Source organism: Halorubrum hochsteinianum, assembly GCF_023702125.1.
In the GTDB taxonomy this organism is placed as follows: Archaea; Halobacteriota; Halobacteria; order Halobacteriales; family Haloferacaceae; genus Halorubrum; species Halorubrum hochsteinianum.
The window spans coordinates 1955845-1975489 of the sequence record NZ_CP098415.1 but is presented as its reverse complement, the minus strand read 5'-3'; the positions used below and the strand labels follow the sequence as shown (position 1 = coordinate 1975489).

The 19645-nt window shown below is 55.8% G+C and carries 17 protein-coding genes; 10 read left to right on the top strand and 7 right to left on the bottom strand.

The annotated features are described in order from the left end of the window. Window positions 1-12: 12 nt before the first annotated feature. The 3 genes from NAF06_RS09950 to NAF06_RS09940 all read right to left on the bottom strand — a co-directional run bounded on the left by NAF06_RS09950 (window position 13) and on the right by NAF06_RS09940 (window position 2582). The gene (locus tag NAF06_RS09950; protein ID WP_008583745.1) at window positions 13-402 is read right to left on the bottom strand and encodes a hypothetical protein; all 390 of its coding nucleotides are present in this window, start codon (window positions 400-402) and stop codon (window positions 13-15) included. After that, the gene (locus tag NAF06_RS09945; RefSeq protein ID WP_239638712.1) at window positions 403-2040 is read right to left on the bottom strand and encodes a hypothetical protein; all 1638 of its coding nucleotides are present in this window, start codon (window positions 2038-2040) and stop codon (window positions 403-405) included. 137 nt (window positions 2041-2177) lie between these two features. Then, on the bottom strand, window positions 2178-2582 hold the full coding sequence (locus NAF06_RS09940; RefSeq protein WP_008583749.1) for a hypothetical protein: 405 nt from the start codon (window positions 2580-2582) through the stop codon (window positions 2178-2180). Between the two features lie 286 nt (window positions 2583-2868). Between NAF06_RS09940 and NAF06_RS09935 the strand changes: the two genes are divergently transcribed. Beyond that, complete coding sequence (locus tag NAF06_RS09935) at window positions 2869-3099, top strand: DUF8053 family protein (RefSeq protein ID WP_008583752.1); 231 nt, start codon at window positions 2869-2871, stop codon at window positions 3097-3099. Between the two features lie 263 nt (window positions 3100-3362). After that, window positions 3363-3503 (top strand): hypothetical protein, encoded by a 141-nt coding sequence (locus tag NAF06_RS09930; protein WP_160162872.1) that lies wholly within the window; start codon window positions 3363-3365, stop codon window positions 3501-3503. Window positions 3504-3586: 83 nt separating this feature from the next. Here NAF06_RS09930 and NAF06_RS09925 read toward each other — a convergent pair whose 3' ends face one another. Both NAF06_RS09925 and NAF06_RS09920 read right to left on the bottom strand, forming a co-directional pair. After that, window positions 3587-4174, bottom strand: coding sequence for a tyrosine-type recombinase/integrase (locus NAF06_RS09925; RefSeq protein WP_008583754.1), 588 nt, complete (start codon window positions 4172-4174; stop codon window positions 3587-3589). Between the two features lie 254 nt (window positions 4175-4428). Further along, window positions 4429-5262, bottom strand: a complete 834-nt coding sequence (locus tag NAF06_RS09920; protein ID WP_080507137.1) for a hypothetical protein — start codon at window positions 5260-5262, stop codon at window positions 4429-4431. Window positions 5263-5486: 224 nt separating this feature from the next. On the opposite strand from NAF06_RS09920, the gene NAF06_RS09915 reads away from it, so the two are divergent. The 3 genes from NAF06_RS09915 (at window position 5487) to NAF06_RS09905 (ending at window position 8187) form a co-directional block, all read left to right on the top strand. Continuing rightward, a complete protein-coding gene (locus NAF06_RS09915) occupies window positions 5487-6098 on the top strand; it encodes a hypothetical protein (RefSeq protein WP_152418736.1) in 612 nt (203 codons plus the stop codon). After that, on the top strand, window positions 6091-7056 hold the full coding sequence (locus tag NAF06_RS09910; RefSeq protein ID WP_080507138.1) for a Kiwa anti-phage protein KwaB-like domain-containing protein: 966 nt from the start codon (window positions 6091-6093) through the stop codon (window positions 7054-7056). The genes NAF06_RS09915 and NAF06_RS09910 overlap by 8 nt, the downstream gene beginning before the upstream one ends. A gap of 174 nt (window positions 7057-7230) precedes the next feature. After that, on the top strand, window positions 7231-8187 hold the full coding sequence (locus NAF06_RS09905; protein WP_049908744.1) for a Cdc6/Cdc18 family protein: 957 nt from the start codon (window positions 7231-7233) through the stop codon (window positions 8185-8187). Window positions 8188-8316: 129 nt separating this feature from the next. On the opposite strand, the gene NAF06_RS09900 is transcribed toward NAF06_RS09905, so the two are convergent. Further along, the gene (locus NAF06_RS09900) at window positions 8317-9375 is read right to left on the bottom strand and encodes a hypothetical protein (protein WP_008583759.1); all 1059 of its coding nucleotides are present in this window, start codon (window positions 9373-9375) and stop codon (window positions 8317-8319) included. Between the two features lie 158 nt (window positions 9376-9533). Here NAF06_RS09900 and NAF06_RS09895 point away from each other — a divergent pair, with 158 nt between their 5' ends. The 5 genes from NAF06_RS09895 to NAF06_RS09875 all read left to right on the top strand — a co-directional run bounded on the left by NAF06_RS09895 (window position 9534) and on the right by NAF06_RS09875 (window position 18735). After that, window positions 9534-9803, top strand: a complete 270-nt coding sequence (locus NAF06_RS09895; protein WP_251106156.1) for a hypothetical protein — start codon at window positions 9534-9536, stop codon at window positions 9801-9803. 167 nt (window positions 9804-9970) lie between these two features. Next, window positions 9971-10291: a hypothetical protein gene (locus tag NAF06_RS09890; protein ID WP_251106155.1), complete on the top strand. Its 321-nt coding sequence runs from the start codon at window positions 9971-9973 to the stop codon at window positions 10289-10291. Continuing rightward, window positions 10291-11079: a DNA adenine methylase gene (locus NAF06_RS09885; protein ID WP_008583763.1), complete on the top strand. Its 789-nt coding sequence runs from the start codon at window positions 10291-10293 to the stop codon at window positions 11077-11079. Before NAF06_RS09890 ends, NAF06_RS09885 begins: the two co-directional genes overlap by 1 nt. A 217-nt stretch (window positions 11080-11296) precedes the next feature. After that, on the top strand, window positions 11297-15394 hold the full coding sequence (locus NAF06_RS09880) for an Eco57I restriction-modification methylase domain-containing protein (RefSeq protein WP_049908743.1): 4098 nt from the start codon (window positions 11297-11299) through the stop codon (window positions 15392-15394). After that, window positions 15391-18735 carry a helicase-related protein gene (locus NAF06_RS09875; protein WP_008583770.1) on the top strand — a complete coding sequence of 1115 codons (3345 nt, stop codon included), beginning with the start codon at window positions 15391-15393 and terminating at the stop codon, window positions 18733-18735. The genes NAF06_RS09880 and NAF06_RS09875 overlap by 4 nt, the downstream gene beginning before the upstream one ends. Window positions 18736-18813: 78 nt before the next feature. Here the strand turns inward: NAF06_RS09875 and NAF06_RS09870 are convergent, their stop codons facing one another. Continuing rightward, on the bottom strand, window positions 18814-19509 hold the full coding sequence (locus NAF06_RS09870) for a hypothetical protein (protein ID WP_008583772.1): 696 nt from the start codon (window positions 19507-19509) through the stop codon (window positions 18814-18816). Window positions 19510-19645: the final 136 nt, after the last annotated feature.

The window sequence follows — 19645 nt, the reverse complement described above, 5'->3', positions numbered from 1 at the left end:
TTCCCATCATGCTCAGGAGAGCGGGTTGATCGCGCTCACTATCGGGATCTCGCCGCCCCAGATGACGTCGACGAGAACGAGACCGAGTGCGATACTCGCCATGACGATGGGTATCGCCAGTATTCCGAACTGCTGCGATGACATCCCAGTCGCTTGGGCTGCCATCTCCAGCGCGGTGGTCGGACTCGTGAAGAACGCGCCAACGAGCGTTCGAACGTCTCCGAAGATGTCGAAGATGTCCGAGAACGACCGAAGGCCCGAGTCGATGAGCATAGCAACACCCGAGCCAGTCGCGAGGATCGGAGCGAGGATCGCCTTGATGATGCCGCTGTTGATGCTCTCGCCGTCTGCCCGGCTCAGGTAGTCGGTGTCGCCACCGCCGCTGCTTCCAGAAGCTGCCATCTACGACCCCCGGAACGCGTTTGCCAGTCCGGCGAGGCCGAGTGCCGAGAGGACCGCACCGATCTTCCCCAGCCACGTCGAGAGGAGCCCGCCTCCCTCACGGCCAGTCGGGCCCATCATGGCCCCGCCCGATGTCGCAGTGTCTTCCTCACCGGAACGGTACAGAACATCGCCGTGGAGTGAGAGGACAGAATCCGACGACGGCGTGGTTGACAGTTCGATTTCGTCGTCCTGACTCCCGCTCGTGTACGTGGAAGTGCGAGACGTCCACGAGATGTCGTCCGTCCCGTCGAGTGCGACCTGTTCGTTGAGCCCGGTCGCGACCTCCATCGCCATGTAGCGGTCCGACGGGTACTGGAAGACCACCTCGTCGTACCACGTGTTGAGCGTGATGTCCAGCGAGTACGCGTCCGGGAACTCGAAGTTGTAGACGTACCGCATCCGGCGGTCGAAATCGCTCCGGCCCGAGTCCTCGAACTTGTACTCCACGTAGCTGCTCGGGAGCTCGGAGACGCGGAACGCGGTGTCGTACCGAACCTCCTCGAGGACAGCGTTCGCGAACCGGTCGGTGTCGTACAGCGTCGAGAGTTCGGTGATCCCGAACCAGCCGGTCTGTTCGTAGACGGTCTCGGTCACGAGCTCGTCGTCACTGTTGACGCGCTCCCGGTCCCCGAACTGCCACCGCGACGCGCTCTCGAGGTTGAGCCCGTGGAACGTCACGTCGGCGTCGGCCTCGGATACGTCGACGATGACCTCCTCGATCGTGTCGAGGTTCGGCCCGTTCGGCATGTCTCCGAACTGAGTCTGGAAGATGTGCCCCTGCCCCTGAGCGGTCGCGATGACGTCGTCGGCGCTGGAGTCGGCCGACGAGTCGATGGTAGCGACGACTTCGTTCCCGCCGGTGTCGACGACTCGAACGGAGACGACTGCGTCCGCTGCGAGTTGGTTGACGTTGGCGACCACCTGGAGGACGCGTCGCTGCTCTCCGTCCGAGATTGTGAAGTCCGAGAACGTCGCCGTCGCGGTGTCGCCCGCAGCCTGCCCGGTTGCCGCGATGTTGAGGGCGTCGTCGGTCTCGGAAACGGAGATCGAGCCCGTGCTGCCCGAAGCGTCGGTGGTCCAGAACTCCGAATCCAGTGCCGACGCATCCACTTCGTCGCCGTTCCCGTCCGTCGTCGTGAGGTCTGCGGGGAACCGGCGGTAGTCGTCGATGTCGATGAGGTCCGCACGGACGCGGACAGGGTTGTGCGGCGTCTGGTCGTCCACACGGTCGGCGAGCGTGGCGCCAGCGAGCGACTCGACCGATTCGTCGTCCGCGATGTAGTCGAACGCTTCGAAGTCGGGCTCGTGCGTCTCTACCGTCACGTCCGCGGTGATCCACGGGTCTGAGAGGAGGTCGTAGCCGAAGTTGAGCTGTCCACCGCCGCTCTGCGCGGCCGCGCCGCCGGCCATCCCGGCGGCGAGCGTTGCGCCCGCGGCCGCCATGAACGCCCGCCGGCCGACCTTGTGCGAGAGCTGGGAGTTGGTCTTCACGAGGTACGTCCACGCGACCGAGCCCGGCGCCGCGTAGTGGGCCGCCTCGAGGTGTCCGCTGGTGTAGGTCTGTGCGTCGCTGTCGGTGTCGTCGGTGTCAGTCATCGGTTGAAAGGAGCCGTTTCCGGCGGCTAGTCCGTGGTTTCCGAATCGATTGTCTCGCGGGAAGCGGCGCCGAAACGCGGTCAGGTAGTTCAGAGCGCCCTCGCTCAGGTGGATGCCGTCCGGGTCGGCGCGCTCTATCACGGCTGCTCACTCCAGAAGGAGGGGATCGCTATGTAGCCGAGAAGGCCGCCGGCGACCATTGCGATCAGTCCGGACCCGCTGGCCTCGATGCCGAACAGATAACCCGCCGACATCAGCAGACCCCCGGTCGCGATGATCGCCCACATCGCGAGATCGTCGCTGATGGTCTGTGACCCACCCATCTCGACGTGTGTTCGGTCGACCGTCTCCCCGCCGTCCGTCTGGAGCGTCTCCTCCTGGACGTCGTCTCCGTCCTGGTACTCGACGACGACCTCGGACGGGAGCTTCACGCGCGGGACCTCCACATGGTCGAGGTCGACTTGGAGCTGGTCGTTCAGGCGCGGCGCGTCGACGGCGTGTTCGTGGCCATTCTGCCGGACGGCGACCTTGCCGTCAGACATCAGATTCGCTCTCGACGTGCTGCCAGTCCTGAAAGTGCTGTACTTCGCTGCGGTCGGCCTCCGAGTTACCGGAGGAATCGGGGGACTCTTTCACCCCGTCGTGAACGCTCATCTCTGTCTATCGTCCGGAATCGGACGATAGACCGGCTGTAATGTCCCCTTCGGTTGAACCCTCGTCTCAAATGGAACAAAGCAACCTTTCGTCCATGTCAGAGGTACCTTTAAGAGACCCAGACAGTACGGCGCTGCTATGCAGAAGCTACAGAATCATGGCGGATCGGGTGTCGTGACACTCCCGCGCGACGACCTCGAAAAGGACGATCTCTTGGAGGAGGGCGAACTCCCGGACGAACAGCACCTCGACGTCGATCGGCTCGGGCGGCGGACCTACGTGGTTCGGATCCCCGAGGAGGGAGGTGACCTCCCGGAGCTAGCGCAGTGCGAAGTCGTCGAGCGACTCGCCGCGAAGCGAGCGCTCGATCTCGGTGTGGGGCGAGGCGTGTCGCAGGCGGACTGAATTCTCTTCGTTCTGAGTTCACGCTTATACACAAACGCGAAGAAATGAGGTGGGAGTAGAGTGCTCTGTCTACCCCGGCGACTTCGTCCTCAGCGTCTTATACTGTTGTCAGAGGGCCGGATCTACGATTCAGAACACGTTTTTAATACAACCGGTCCGATCGGGTGCCTTTTTAGGTGATCCCGCCCAAGGCCTGATTGTGGAAAGCCGGCGTCTCCACCCGTAGGCAGGGTTAAGCCGGCTTTTCCACGGAAGCCCGCTCGATGAGTGACGACAACGTCCAGTCGGATTCCGAATCCGACAGCGATGAAGAGGAATCGACCCGTCTCGACCGGATTCAGGAGCTGAAGCTGACTCTAGAAACGATCAGGACAGCCGCGAAGCTCGTCGAGATGTTGAAGTAGTGGAGTACGCCACTTAGCCGGCGTCTCCACCCGTAGGCAACTGAATGTACCGTCGGTATCGTATTAAAGAATTTGGCTCGTTCCTACAGCCACGCCACCTTCTCGCGAGCCCGCCGCTGCGCCGCTGGGCTGTACGTCCCGTTGTAGTGTTCGAGGAACGTCTCAAGATCCTCCCAACCACCCCAGTCGAGCACAAGTAGCGGGTCTACCTCCGCGTCCGCGAGCGCGCTCGCCCAGGTCCGTCGGAGATCGTGCGTACTGAGGAATTCCCAGCCGATGTCGTCCTCCTGCTCGGCGAGCTGCTCGCGAGCGTCTTGGAGCCAGCGTCGGAGCGACCGCGTCGACGACACCGACAGAACCGGTTCGTCGCTCGCCGCGTCGCGGACGTCGCCGATCGTCTGGATACGCATCGCGAGGTCGCTCGGCGCCGGCGTCTCGCGGAACTTGTCTCCCTTCCCCTCCCAGACTCGGACCACCCAGCCCGCGTCGGTCTCGACCACGTCCTGCGGGGCGACGTCGAGAATCTCCGCCGAGCGCAGCCCGCACCGGGCGCCGAGCGCGAAGGCGATCGTCTGCTCAGTGCCGTCGGCGACCGCTTCGAGCTTCTCGACCTCGGTTTCGGAGAGCCACACCTTCTTTCCGTCCTGTTCCTCGTGGGGCTGGAGATTCATGCGTCCGGCTGGCGCGTCAACCGGACAAAAAGGTACGGGTCGGGTGGGGTTCCCGGCGTGATCGGGGCGGGTTCGAGGCCGATCGCGTCCGACTCTCCATCACTTCCCGGACGTACTGAAATTTTTAAATGATAACACCAGAATCTGGCGTGTTGGATCTTATCACACAAGAACTGTACCATCCGGGCAGTATGACGATCTACATCTTCGGAGTTTGACTCTCTACCAAGGTCCTTAGTAGTAGAATCTATCCATTAGTTGGAGTCCCGAATTGACTGGAGATAGGGCCGTAGTTTGCTCCGGATTGTTTGCCCCCGATTACGTGGGAGAGATTCCTGATCCCAGTCTGACTCATTCCACGAGATGTTTACTCTGCCAGATTGTTTTACAGTTATCATGTTCTGGTCCCCCTTTTTTACATTTATTTTCTTAATTTCTAAGGCTTCTGTGGCGTCCTCAATCAGGTTTGCTTCTCTAAGATCGCCATCATTACCTCGACCAGTACTGAATGAGAGACCTTCAGCAATCTCTGCTAATTGTCGAATCTCACCAGCGGAATCAGATAAACTGGAGGTAGAATCAGCGTCTTGAGAGAGTTTGATCTTGGAGACACGGTCTGCCTGATCGTACCAGTGTTTGAGTTCGCCTTGCCCTAACCGATCTAGGGTGAAGTCATCGTCTGTTATCTGAATACCAGATCGTTTCTTTATGAATCTCGGTATCCATGCGTCAGCAATATCGTCTCGGGATTGGAACGCAAATTGACCGTTATCGAAGTAGATCACCCATGCGGTTTCCAATACAACTTGGTTGTTTTCTTTCTCTTCTCCCTCCTCACGGACCCGGAAGCTCTCGTTAGTATCTGCCACGTAAGTAAAGAAGCAGAAGTTGTACTCAGCATATTCCTCGCCAACGAATACGTTTCGACCTTTTTCCGCAAACTCAATCGGCTCCCCAGTGACGGGATCCTCCTCCTCTGACCGAGTAGTAAAATCATCTCCGATACTATCCCCAAGTTCGCTCGGGCTAGGTAATTCTTCATTCTCTGTTTTTAATCGGCCGAGTCGGAAAGTGCCACTTGATGTCATATCTGAATGTTCGCATAGAAATCATATAAATCCTGTGGGATTCTTGACAACCACTAGCAGGTCTAATTGATTTATCCATATGCAGACTATGGCTCAGACGAACTGGCCCGTCGCTACATAATTGAAAAACAGCGACGCTAAGTAGATACTTCCTAACAGAAACTGGTTAGACCCTTGGAAACAACAAGGAGGTATAAGTTTCAGAACTGAGGCTATATTAGGATATGGTGGAGTTTCGGAGTTCGGCGAAGCTCATTCTGTTCACCAGTTCATACGCTCCTCTCTTAGTAATCGTCGGAATCAAGTTGTGGAGTAGGCCCCCAGTTGCTCTTGAGAATATCACCGCCCGCGGTTATGTATTTGAAATCAACATTTCATGGATCACCGTTGCTACACTCCTATCTGCGGTTATCCTCTACGTGTTCTTGTGGTATGTGATTCAAAAACATAGAAAATTAAAGACTACTGGAATTAATGTAAATCATTATCGGCAGCGAAACGAGTTGCTGTCTTCTTATCTATTGGTCTATGTATTTGCCTTTGTAAGCCTCGACGCAAGTACCGTACAAGGAACAGCGATTCTATCATTCTTTCTAGCCATACTCGCCGTTATCCAATTAAACTCCGAGATGCTACATATAAATCCACTCTTGGGATTGATGGGGTATCGTGTCTATGAAATTGAATCAGATATATCGACTGTACTGGTTATTTCAGATGTTGATATTAGCAAAAGATTAAAACAGCCAGAATCGGTATCAAATGAAAATCAATACCGAATTGATACTATCTCAATGGGACAAAACACATACCTAATTCCACCAGAAAATGACTGATCAACAATCGGCACTTGAAAAAGTCAAGGCGGCAAGGAAATTTGCGGAAGGTAATACAAATGTCGATTACCTTCTTGTACATAAGCGAGAATCTGGGCCAGAAGTGAGGAGTATGGAATTCCCAGCTACAGTTCAAAATGAATTCCGTGATCTGATAATTAATGCTCTCTCAGATTATGTTGACGGGATTCGCAATGGGGATCTTACCGTCCAAGATCTAAGCGCTATCAACACAGTTACTGATGAGGCGAGCTTACAGCACTCGCCTACGGATAGTCTCCCAGACACTGCCCTGTTCAACGAACTAGAGAGGGACACAGATTATCCATCTATTCGTTATGATAGCGATGATCCACCTGATTTTCAACTGATCAAGGTGACCGATGGCGAGAAGGTTCTCATGGGCATTCAGAACCACCGTTCGCTCACTGTCTTTGATGAGACGAAAAAGGGAATTCCGCTGCTATATCAAGAATCGATGTACACTAAATTTGCTGGGGATCTCTTGATTGTTCCAGATTCAATTAATGCTGTAAGTTACGATGGTGATGTATTCGTACGGTCCCCAAAGTCATTTGAAAAGATGTTTGAAATGCGTGACGAGTACGAAGAGAGAGCAAGTGAGGTGTTTGACCGTTTTGACGATGTTGGAATCAAGTTCGCTCGTGACAAACTAACTGATGAGTGGTTGGTTAGTGATATTCGTGTTCTTAGAAAATTGTACACAATTCACGAGAATGAGATTACAGAACATGCCACACCAGAGGAAGTCAAGAATCTGATAGTGAAGTATGACGTTGATGTTGAGTACGACTTTGATGATGATGAACTGACGTTAGATGTTGAAAATTACTTTGACATTTGGAAGTTACTGAGAGTTCTTAACGCGGATTATGCGGAGGCCGAAATTATCCCAGCCCGTCTAGAAATACAAGGTAAGCGGATCATGGACGACTGATTTTGAGCTGACAGAGGAATATAAGTCAAATTCATTTTCACCATCCGGAACCATCCGGAACACCCGAGGTTCAGTTTATATCCCCTCGCGAGAGTCGTCGTTGATGTGATACGTGACGGCTCCGTCTTCGAAGACGACCACCTCCCCGCGACGATCGTCGGTCGGAACAGCCACATGAACGAGGTGACCGACGCCCTCGCGCCCATCGAGAAGGGCCAGCGCGCAGAGAACTGCTTCCTCTTCGGCCCCTCCGGCGCCGGAAAGACGACCGTCGCGAAGGCGGCCGTCCGCGAGCTCCGGCAGGAAATCCTCGACGTCCCGCACGCCTACGTGAACTGCTGGCGAGACTACACGCGGAATGCGGTCCTCGATCGACTCTCCCGCGACCTCGTCGGCGCGGCCGTCCCGCGCTCGGCTTCGACGTCGACGCTGCTCGACCGCGTCCACCGGAATTTCAACGGCCCCGGCGTCGTCATCCTCGACGAGGTCGACCAGCTGCGCGAAACCGAGCTGCTCTACGACCTTCACGAGTTCCGCGGCCTCTCGTGGATCGGCATCGCGAACGACGAGGTCGACCTACTCGCCGACCTCGACGAGCGCGTCCGCTCTCGCGTTTCGGTCGGTTACCGCGTTACCTTCGATCGGTACGGAGAGGACACGATCGCGGAGATCGTCCGGCGCCGCGCTCGTGCCGGGCTGGGTCCCGGCGCAGCGAGCGACGAGGTCTGCGAGGCGATCGCGCGGCTCGCCGACGGCGACGCACGCATGGGGATCACGACGCTCCGGGCGGCGGCACGGAAGGCGAGCAGCGAGGGCCTGTCGAACATCCCGAAGCGGCTCGTCGAGGACTCAATCTCCGAGGCCGAACGCGAGATCGCGCGGAAGACGTACTCGAAGCTCACCGACCACCAGCGAGTCGTCGTCGACGTGCTTCAAGAAGATGGACCGCTGATCCAGCGTGAGCTCCACGAGCGATACTCCGAGCGTCACGATGATCCGGTTAGTCTGCGGTACTTCCGAGACGCACACTTGGCGAAGCTGGAACACTACGAGCTCGTCGAGACGGAGAGCAAGTCTGGAAAAAAATTCTACAGACTTTCTCAGCCCACAAAGGTAAGTTCTATGATATAGTTCAAGAGAATCGGATAAACTGTCTCAAAATATCCTATGACAATGTCTGATCCATGTTGAGAAAGAGTGCTAATGCGACAGAAGTTGAAAATAATTAAAGATCACGGGAAAGAGCTTCTGTGGAAATACTTAGACGAATTCGCCCCCAAAGTTACACCAGCAGCAGAGACTGTTAATCTCCCCGCTTCCGAATGACTCGGCGATCGCGCCAAGACAAGGAAGACATGCAGCTGCCACTGCTCCTCCACTAGTAATTACAGCGGCAGCCCCACAACCAGCGCACGCGCCCAATTCTGCGCCGAGGTTCGAGACAATTTGCCCGATACAATCCGGTTTGACGGTTCCACACGGCGCGCACGCCGTGATCGGGCTGGTACCGAAACTGGCTGTACACAGACAATCTGCGATGCCCTCCTGTGAAGCCTCTTCAGATGATGACTTTTCAACCGGAACAACTAACGATTCCGTATTCTCAGATACCGAGCCAGAATGTGAAAATGTTGCTTTTTTCTTCTTCTTGGAAGACGTGTATTCTACTTCTGTAGAGCCGATCGTAGTGTACGAAACTTCAGTAGAGACGGTGTCAGCGGATTCATAATTCACATTTGATTCCTCAAATGCTTCCTTCACATCGGGTGAGAGTGGCGTACCAGGTTTCAGTTCGCGTTTACTCACAAATCCATGTGTAAGACCATCGTTCCAGCTACTCCAGATGATCCCAGCGTACTTCTCAACCCCCTCACTGAGATCGTTCGGGATCTTGTATGGAATTCTAACAGTTAGCTTTGAACCCTCTTCACCTGATGCCCTCTGTGCCACAGCGGACTCGCGATCCTGTTTCATCCCACGGTCCCGGAGATTACTCTCTATTTTCTCAACTTGAGGGTCTGAAAGAGCCTTTTTGACTGCTCCAGTCCTTTCTTCATCAGACAGTTCTTCCACCTCAACATCGGGCTTTTTCGACTCACTAACTGTCTGCGCACTAACGGTCTTTGTGAGGCTCGTACCGAATAACAGAGACGCGCCGATACCCGTTAGAAGTTGCCGCCGATTACTGCTCTTCTTTTTTTCGTCCCGCATCTCTTGCGCAGCCTCCCAAGCTTCCGCACACCCTCCGCCGGACTTCATTCGTTCATTGAGGGCCTGTGCGTCGTCTTCACCGGGGACGTCTAATGACTTTTCAGACATCGTGTTACAAAATAATGTTTTTTGTATTAAATCTTGTCCCTCTAACATGGAAAATATAAAAGTGAATATTGGTCTATTCTAATTCACCGTAAACTAAATTCTTCCCCAATCTTATTAATATAAGTAAGGTATTAGTGATTAGAGTTACACCTGCCACCATGCGTGACCTTACAATATACGACGCCTCTCAATTGGTAATTGGGTCCAGTATCGCGATTAGTGGCCTTCTTTCGCTCAATCTTCAGTCAGGGAGGATCTACAATTTTTTGATGATTGGCAGTGGTTCTTTGCTTGTTGTATTCTCTATCTTCCATTATGCTTCTACAGAGGATGAGGATTTCTCAGCTAACCCCATCCTGCTTATCGTGTTGATCCTCGCCGCAGGCCTCGTCTCGCTGAGTGTTATACTTAATTACCTAGGTGTATAGCCACCAGATTGGTTGGAAATATTGTACGACCAGACTAACCTTGTTGATCATCCGGAACACCATCCGGAACTTGTCTAATTACACTAGGTCCTGCGATTTATCACCACTCGGAACCATCTGGAACACCCTGTGGGACTCTCAAGAGGAATGACTGACCACCGCAGGGTATGGCTTCGAAGCCACCCGTCTACGGAAGCAGCGCACGCACCGAAGAGTTCACCGTCGACCTCGTCGGAGAGGGCATCCAGACCGGCACCTGCCCGTACAGCGCGGGCGTCGTCGTCAGCGTCGACGCGAACCACACGCTCCGCGTCGAGGTCGAGGCGGCGAACGAACTGAACTGGGAGCTCGACGCGCGAATCGTCGACGGCTCGCTGGAGATCGTCCGCGCGTTCAACGACGGCGACGGCGTTCCCGACGACGTGATCCCCAACTGGGTCGAGCGCGTCGCCGGCGTTGTCGGCGAGCGTCTGGAAGGGGATCGGTGATGGCCGACGCCGTCTTCCCTTACCCCGGTGGGAAGAGTCGGTTCGCGTCGTGGATCCTCGACCAGACGCCTGAGCACACCTGCTTCGTGGAAGTGTTCGGCGGCGCCGCCGGCGTGCTCGCGAACAAGAGCCCGGAGACGAGCGACGTCGAGGTGTACAACGACCGCGATGGCGACCTCGTCCAGTTCTTCGAGGTCCTCCGCGACCGCCACGAGGAACTGGTCGAGTGGCTCGACCGGACGCCGTACTCGCGGGAGATCTACGACGAGTGGGCGCACAAGTTCTTCCACGGCTACCGGCCGGCCGACCCGATCGAGCGCGCTGGCCAGTTCTTCTACCTCCGGTACACGCAGTGGGGTGGAAAGTACGACTCGCGGTCAGGGTTCGGGACCTCAAAGGTCCGGAATCTGGCTCTCTCATATGCGAACAAGGTTGACCGCCTCGACGAGTTCGCCGACCGGTTCCGAGACGTGGTCGTCGAGAACCTCGACTGGGACGACGTCTTCGAGAAGTACGACAGCGAGGACACCGTGTTCTATTGTGACCCGCCGTACGTCGGCTACGAAGACTACTACCTTGTGAACACGATCGACCACTCAGCGCTCGTCGACGGGCTCGCCGGGCTTGAGGGCGATTGGATCTGTTCGTACGAGGATCTCCCGGACGGGTTCGAGGATGTCTACGTGCTTGACCGGGACGAGAAGCGGTTCATCAACAACGGGAAACGCGGGTCGTCGAAGGACGCGAAAGAGCGGCTCGTGATGAACTTCGACCCCGGAGACGATTAGAAGACAATAGGCAGTTGTTTCGATGACGCGTGTCTATGAAGATATTAATTCTAATTGATTTTTTCGAACTCAATCCTTCCAAGAGAGTAGAATCACGAGACGACGTTGCCAAAGGGGGATAAAGGCTCTATATTTCGCTTTGAACGCTGCGTTTGTTTCTAAGAGCACGCGAGAAAGTACAGAAGAATAATAAATCAACAGACTGTTGCTTTTCTTAATGCCTATTGAGTTCCTTGAGTCGGAAACACAACGACCATGGAGATCAGACCGGGTTGGAACCGACTGCGAACTCTATCTCGGTGAGGGATCTAATGCCCTAGAAGTCGTTGTTACAGAACGTGACGACCGGCCACAAAAGAACTGGCTCCAGCGGCTCTACACCGATCGCCGTAGCCAGCGAATCAACCCGATTCTCGTTGTCGTGCTTCGAGATGACGGTCAGATAGTCGACATCATCGGACCTGCCGGGGAAAATCCAGATGTTAAGCGCGACCTCGAACCATCGCAGGTGGAGCGAATCTGTAAATCCGCCATCGACCGACCGGATCATCACGCCGCACAGCGTTTCCTCAGTGCCGTCTTAGCTCAAATCGATGAGGAATTGGTCGGTCTTCGCAATCAGGGTCTTCTCTCAACACACGAACTGAAAACAGGAGTTCCTAACCGCGACGACTGGAACGATGCTGTTAGTCAAGCTAAAGGACTGCTTGATGGAGAGGGTCGAGACCTAGTAGAAGGCCTCGGCTACGAGATTGAAAGACTTCAGAACCACAGTTACATTCTCAAAGACACGAGTGACGGCCGAGAACAGGCGGTTGCCGTCTTCCTAAATGAGGACGAGACATTCGATCACGCGCAGAAACGCTTCACCGGTCAGACACCGATCTCGTACGCGCTCAGCGAAGCTGACAAAAAGAACCTAGACTACGTTATCGCCAGTTCACAGAGCCGTCTACGGCTGTACACTACTAACCCGGATGCGGGCTTCGGTTCTCGTGGGCGAACGGATACCTTCGTCGAGATCAACACGGATCTCCTCGCTGACGACAACGTCGGGTACCTTCCCCTACTGTTTTCGTCGAGCGCCCTCCAAGACGAGGGTTCGCTCCACGAGATCATGGCTGACTCGAAGGATTACGCTGCCGAGTTAGGTCGACGCCTTCGAGAACGAATCTACGACGACGTCATTCCCGACCTTGCAGAAGCCATCGCCGACGCCCGCGATCTCGAGGACCCCACGAAGGACGAGCTGGACGAAACCTACCGGATGGCGCTGATCAAGCTCTACCGGCTTCTGTTCATCGCTTACGCTGAAGACGAAGGGTTCCTCCCGCGCCACAACCCTCGGTACGAGCGCCGTTCACTGAAAGCAAAAGCTCACGAACTTCACGAGCTTCGGCAGGAGGGGGTTGAGTTCGATGAGCGGTCGACGACACACTGGGGCGACGTGATGGAGCTCTCCCGAGCGATTCACGACGGTCATTCCGAGTGGAGTCTGCCCGAGTACAACGGGCGGCTGCTCTCCTCTGACGAGGAGATCACAGAAGCTGGGGCTGGACTAGCGGAGATCGAACTGACTGACGACCAGTTCGGCCCAGTGTTGGCGAACCTGCTCATCGACGAGTCCGAGGCAGACGACATCGAGGGTCCGGTCGACTTCCGGAACATCGGAGTTCGGGAGTTTGGTGTCATTTACGAGGGACTGCTTGAGTCTGAACTCTCGGTCGCCGACCAGGACCTGACCGTCGACGACGAGGGGCACTACACCCCGGTTGACCCCACAGGCCAACAGCAGTTAGGTGAGAACAACGAGGACGTAGTGGTTGAGGAGGACGAAGTGTACCTCCACGGTCAATCCGGTGAGCGGAAAGCCACCGGATCGTACTACACGAAAACCCAGTTCGTTGAACACCTTCTCGACCACTCACTTGAACCTGCACTGGACGATCACCTAGAGAGGCTGGATCAACTGCGTGAGGAGGAAGGGCGTACAGCTGCCGCCAAGGCGTTCTTCGACTTCCGGGTCTCCGACATCGCGATGGGGTCGGGACACTTCCTCGTCGGCGCCGTCGACCGCATCGAGAACCGCCTGATGAAGTACCTGGCTCGGGAGGATGTCCACCTCCCACAGGTCGAAGAAGAACTCGACCGTCTGCGCGACGCCGCCGAGGATGCCTTCGAGAGCAGTGAGGAAATGCCCGAAGTTGAGCGTAGCCAGCTTTTACGACGACAGGTCGCTCGTCGGTGTATCTACGGCGTTGACGTGAATGATCTCTCGACGGAGCTGGCGCGCCTCTCGCTGTGGGTACATACGTTCGTTCCGGGGTTGCCGCTGGCGTTCCTCGACTACAACCTCACTACGGGCGACTCGCTGGCAGGCATCGGCACGCTGGACGAAGTGAGCGAAATTCTCGACATCGACCAGACGAACCTCGGGATGTTCATGGGCGGCTCCAGCGTCATGAACGACATTGAGGATGCCATTGACGAGCTCGGAAGCTTCGCGGATGCCGACGCTCAACAAGTCGCCGAGGCTCGGGAAACGCGCGAAAAGATCCAGGGTCAGTTAGAAGAGACTCGCGCCGCGTTTGACGTTTTGGCTGCCTCGCGTATCGATGAGGAAATTGACCCAAGTGTCGTGAATGACGATGGGGTAGACCTCTTTGAAACACAGGAGTACAAAGTAGCTAAAGAAGCATTACAAGGAATCAACCATCTACATTTTCCCACTGCTTTCCCAGAAGTATTCAATGGAGATAACTCTGGGTTTGACGTATTGCTAGGCAATCCGCCATGGGAAGAGTCCACGTTGGAGGAGAAGGGGTTTTGGTCCCGCTACGAGCCAGGAATCCAAGCCAAGACACAGAGCGAGTTTGAGAAAATTCGAAATGATTTGAAAGAGGAGAGACCAGATTTAGTCGAAACGTACGAAAGTGAACTAGCAGAGCAGCAGAGAAGAAGCTCGATTCTACGGGATGGACCATACCCGGGGGTAGGTACCGGAGGTTCCGCTCCAGACACCTATTTAGCATTTTGCTGGCGGTTCTGGAGGTTGGCAAAGGAAAGTGGCCACTCTGGCGTAGTTCTACCACGTGGTGCCCTGTCAGGAGACATCTCAGAAGAGTTCCGCCGCGAGGTTCTGGAGGAGGGAACCATCCTTGACCTCACATTCCTGATTAATAACAAGAATTGGGTATTCCCAGACATCCATCCTCAGTACACTATAGGGCTACTGAGTTTTCAGAAGAAAGAGAACGTCAAGGGCGAGGTCCCGATCAGAGGGCCGTTTACAAGCCCAAAGCAATTTGAGGATGAATCGCTTCAGGAGCCTCACTATTTCAAGGTGGATGATTCACTAAACTGGACAGGCAACGCCTCTCTCCCGATACTTCCACCAGATCCCTCCACAGCGAGTGCCTTTGACGTGCTTGCTGATCCGCACCGACTTGACTTTGAAGGAGAATGGCACGCATACCCAACTACTGAGCTTAATTCGGGGACCGAAAAAACGAAAGACGATGGTACGCGGCTAATGCACTTCGTTGAGGACCCCCCAGAGGATTATTGGCCGGTGCTGAAGGGCAAGTCGTTCGATATTTGGGATCCTGATACAGGAACGAGATATGCTTGGGCAGACCCAGATGTGATGACAGAATATCTCCAAGAGAGTAGGGAGAGTTCGTATAAATACGCTGGATCAAACTCAAAGTTTGCGGGGATGACTGAAGGATGGGTCAAAGATCCAGAAACACTCCCCTGCTATGACGCTCGCATCGTCTTCCGAGACGTTTCTCGCAGTACCGATAGCCGAACAGTCCGCCCGGCGTTGGTTCGAGAGAACGTGTTTCTTACAGATACGGCACCCTATCTTCTGTGGCCAAAGGGAGACGAAACTGATGAGGCATACCTGCTAGGGGTTCTATCATCGATTCCTTTGGATTGGTTCTCCAGACGTTTTGTCTCAAAACATGTAACACTACAAATCGCACGCGGGCTTCCGATCCCCCGGCCCGGACGCGACTCTACTCTTCGACAGCGTGCCGTCGAGCTCTCGGGCCGGCTTGCGGCTGTCAACGAGCATTACGAAAACTGGGCTGACGAGGTTGGCGTTGACTATGGGCCGCTTGACGAAGATGAGAAACAGGAGAAGATCCACGAACTTGACGCCGTCGTCGCCCACCTCTACGGGCTGAGCCGTGAGAACCTCCAGGTCATCTTCGAGACGTTCCACGACAACTGGGACCACGGGCCCCGCAAGAACGCAGTGCTCGAACACTATGACGAGTGGGACGACCGGCTGGAGGCTGACACATGACCAGGCCAGAGTTTATCGACAATAGGGGAGGCAACACCCTTGCCGTGGCCATCAATGAGTACATCGACGACTTGCGCGAGAAGATGGGTCCAGAGCCCAACCTGGACATCGCGACGGGCTATTTCAACCCCCGTGGCTACTTCGAAGTAGCCGACGCTCTCGACCAAGTTGGCGAAGTTCGCCTCCTGCTCGGCGCACAGCCAGACCAGAAAGACACCGAACGCTGGCGCCAGCCGGGTGAGCCGCGTGGCGATGAGTACAACCAGAAGCGCCTCGAGGAATCGCTCAAGACTCTGGATCGGAACCTCGACCAGGACCGTGACCTGTTGGGGTTCTCTCGGCGCATCGACAGCCGCCTCCAGCAACTCGTCGACTTCCTGCGGAGTGGTGACGTCAAAGTCAGGCGCTACGAAGAACGGTTCCTCCACGGGAAGGCGTATCTCTTCTCACACGACCAGGGCACTCTGGTCGGTTCCTCTAACTTTACCGGTGCGGGCCTGACGTCGAACATGGAGCTGAACGTCGGCCAGTACAGCCCCTCTGTGACAGGGCAGGTCAACGAGTGGTTCGAGGACATCTGGGCCGACGCCGAGTCCTACGACCTGGCGTCGATCTACGAGGAACGGTTCGAACCCTACGACCCGTATCTCATCTACCTACGCGTCCTCTACGAACGCTACGGCGACGAACTCGAGGAGGAAGCCGAGGACGATGGCGCGATCAACCTCACCAACTTCCAGCAGGATGGGGTTCGTCGTGCCGAACGTTTCCTCGACGAGCACAACGGCGTGGTCGTCGCCGACGAGGTTGGCCTCGGGAAGACCTATATCGCCGGGAAGCTCCTCGAAAAGACAGTCAATGAGAACCGCCAACGCGCGCTGGTGGTGGCGCCAGCCTATCTCCGGGACGGGATGTGGGAGTCGAAGGCGCCCGAGTGGGGGGTTCAGTTCGAGACACTCTCGTACTCTGAACTACGGAATGAACGCCAGCTTGGTGGTGATCGGTCGTATCTGGATTTGGACAAAGAGGAGTACCAGCTCGTTATCATCGACGAGGCGCACGCGTTCCGCAATCCCGGTACACAGCAGGCCGACGCGCTGCGACAGCTCCTGCGTGACGACCCGCCGAAGGACGTCGTGATGCTGACGGCGACGCCGGTGAACAACTCCCTGTGGGACCTCTACTACCTGCTGTACTACTTCATTAAGAACGACGCAGCGTTCGCTTCTGAGGGGATTCGGTCGCTACGTGACCGATTCAAGCACGCACAGTCTGAAGACCCATCCGACCTGAGTCCCGACCTCCTGTTCGACGTCCTTGACGAGACAACTGTTCGACGGACGCGACGATTCATCCGGGAACACTACGAGAACGCGACCCTGCCTGACGGCGAGGGCAGCGAGGTCAGGATCACGTTCCCTGAGTCGCAACCTCGACGTATCGACTACGACTTTAGCGACACGTTCGGGGACGCGTTCTTCGACGACGTCGCAGAAGGGTTGGCAGCTGGAGATCACGACGAATCAGACCTCACACTCGCCCGATACCGACCGTCGTACTACCTCGAAGGCGAAGAAGACGCCTCGGAACTGTCGCTTGTCGGGCTGCTCAGGACTGGCCTGCTGAAGCGTTTCGAGTCCTCGAGCAAAGCGTTCGCCAACACGCTAGAGCGGATGATCAACCAAAATCGCGCCGCGCTGGACCTACTCGACAACGGGATGTTCCCCAAGCCCGACGCGATCGAAGAGTGGGTCGAGGCCGACAGCGACGAGGCACTTGACAACGCTTTCGACCAAGCCAACGACCAAACGATATACAATCTCGGTGCGACGGAAGCGGAAGTCGCGGAGTTCCGTCAGGACCTCGAAGCGGACTTGGAAATCCTACAGGGATGGTACGAGCGCGTGAGTGTTGTCACGCAAGAGCAAGACGAAAAGCTCGATACCCTCGGCGAGACGCTCGTCGATATCGTTGAGGACGCCAAAGAAGATGCGGAGACAGATCCCGAACTCGAGGTAGAGGGGGCGTTCCAGCAGAATCGGAAGGTCGTCATCTTTTCGTACTACGCAGACACCGTTGATTGGATTCTGGACTACTTAGAAGAGTGCGTCCAGAACGACGATACCCTTTCTTGCTACGAGGGACGGATCGCTGGCGTTACTGGGGACGGATCAGTTCGAGGCATTACGAGAGAAGACGCAGTTCACGGCTTCGCCCCCGACTCTGCGGATGCGCCAGCGGGTGTCGAAGACCAGTACGATATACTCGTTACAACCGACGTGCTCGCTCAAGGAGTCAACCTCCAACAGGCCCGCAACGTGATTAATTACGACCTGCCGTGGAATCCGATGCGTGTCGTCCAACGGAATGGCCGTATCGACCGCATCAACTCGCCACACCCCGAGATATTCCCGATGACGTTTTTCCCAGAAGATCGCCTCGACGATCTATTAGAACTTGAGTTCCGCGTTCGTCAGAAGGTGACTCAGGCTGCTCGATCCATCGGCCTCGACAGTCAGGTCATTCCGGACATGGATACGATGCAGCAGAACTTCTCTGACCGGGTCGAAGATATCGAATCGATCCGCGAAGAAGACGAAGAAGTCTACGAGAAAGGCGGTGGCAAAGCAGCGGCATACTCCGGCGAAGAGTACCGTCAGGAGCTTCGCGAAGGTCTGGAAGACCGGGAAGATCAGATCACGTCGCTCCCGTGGGCATCAGGATCCGGATTCCGTGGTGAGAATCCCGGCTACTTCTTCTGTGCTCGGGTAGGGGGAGAAATGTTCATGCGATTCGTTCCGGACAACGATGAAACAGAAATAATCGATGACACGCTCACCTGTCTCCAGCGGATCGACTGCGACCGCGATACGTCGCGTGAACTTCCGAACGAGTTTAAAAAAGGAGTCTACGATGCTTGGGAAAATGCGAAGGTGGACATCTGGCAGCAGTGGCAAGAACAGACAGATCCGCGTAGTGTTCAACCAGATGTTCCGAAAGCATTTCGAGAGGCAATTGAGCACGTTCGCGAATATTGGCCCTCAGAACTAACCCAGAACCGCCAAGAAGAGCTTATCGATTCACTAGGAGCTCCATGGCCCCATCAGTACGAGCGCGAAATGAGAGAGCTGGTTCGCGATGAAGGATTAGAGAGTGAAGAAAAAACGCGTAAAATAGTCGACAAGGCCGATGAACTGGGGCTCCAACCTTATGATGCCCCTGAGCCATTGCCACCAATTCGGGAGGAAGAGGTCAAGCTGATCTGCTGGATGGCTGTTGCTCCAGAACAGACCGATACAGATGAGAGTGGACCAACCCTAGTCTCGCAGTCGACGCTATAGAACCATGACGTGGACAGAAAGGGCCCGACCTAAGCAACTGGCACCCTGAGCGAGTCCACTGACCCAAGGTGAAATTAATTAAACTTCCTCAGTGAAAATCTCCAGTTCAGCCCTATCATATCCGTACTTCGCCATCACCTGCTCAATCTTCCGAACGCAATCGTTCGCGGAGAAGTTCGTCTCGACATACAGATCGGTATCGGGAATTCGCCGAGGCGCGACTAGATCGGACTGCCGGCCGTCCTCCACGAAGTAGTTCCGCGTTCGGCCGTCGATCTCGGTGATGCGCCCCGGGTCGTCGACGTTGCGAAGGATTTCGGCGACGGCCACGCTCAGCGCGTCCGCCCAGCTGCCGACATCATGTGTCTCGCCGAGGATCTTGACCACGGAAGGTGTCGTGCCGGTGTAGTCGTTGACGGCGTCGGACTCGCTCGACGTTGACGCTGCGGCGAGGTCCTCGCGACTCACGTTCCGGAGGAGCATGTTGACCGTCTCGGCGAACTCCTGGTACGCGCCTTGGAGGAAGACAAATTTCTCGCTCTGTTTGTCGTAAGCGTAGCGCTCGGCGACCGCGTGGACGCCGCGTTCGGCGGTCGAGAGAGTCTTGTCGGGGTTCGGCGTCCACATGTCGAGGAGCTCGATGTCCCGGTTGCCCCGGCTGTACTGGCGGAGGGTGTTGTCGATATCGGTGGACTTGCCGATCTTGATGTCCATGATTTTGAGCCCGGAGTATTCGAGGTGAGAAATCCGAATCGCGTAGACCACGTCGCTCATAGACAGGTCTTGTGAGAGTGGTATCTTGAGGTTAGGGGGTTGCGAGATTTTGTGCGTATACTCGACCGTGGAGGGAAGCAGTTCATCAACAGCGGAAAGCACGGGTCGATAGGAGACGCGACAGAGCGGGATTCAT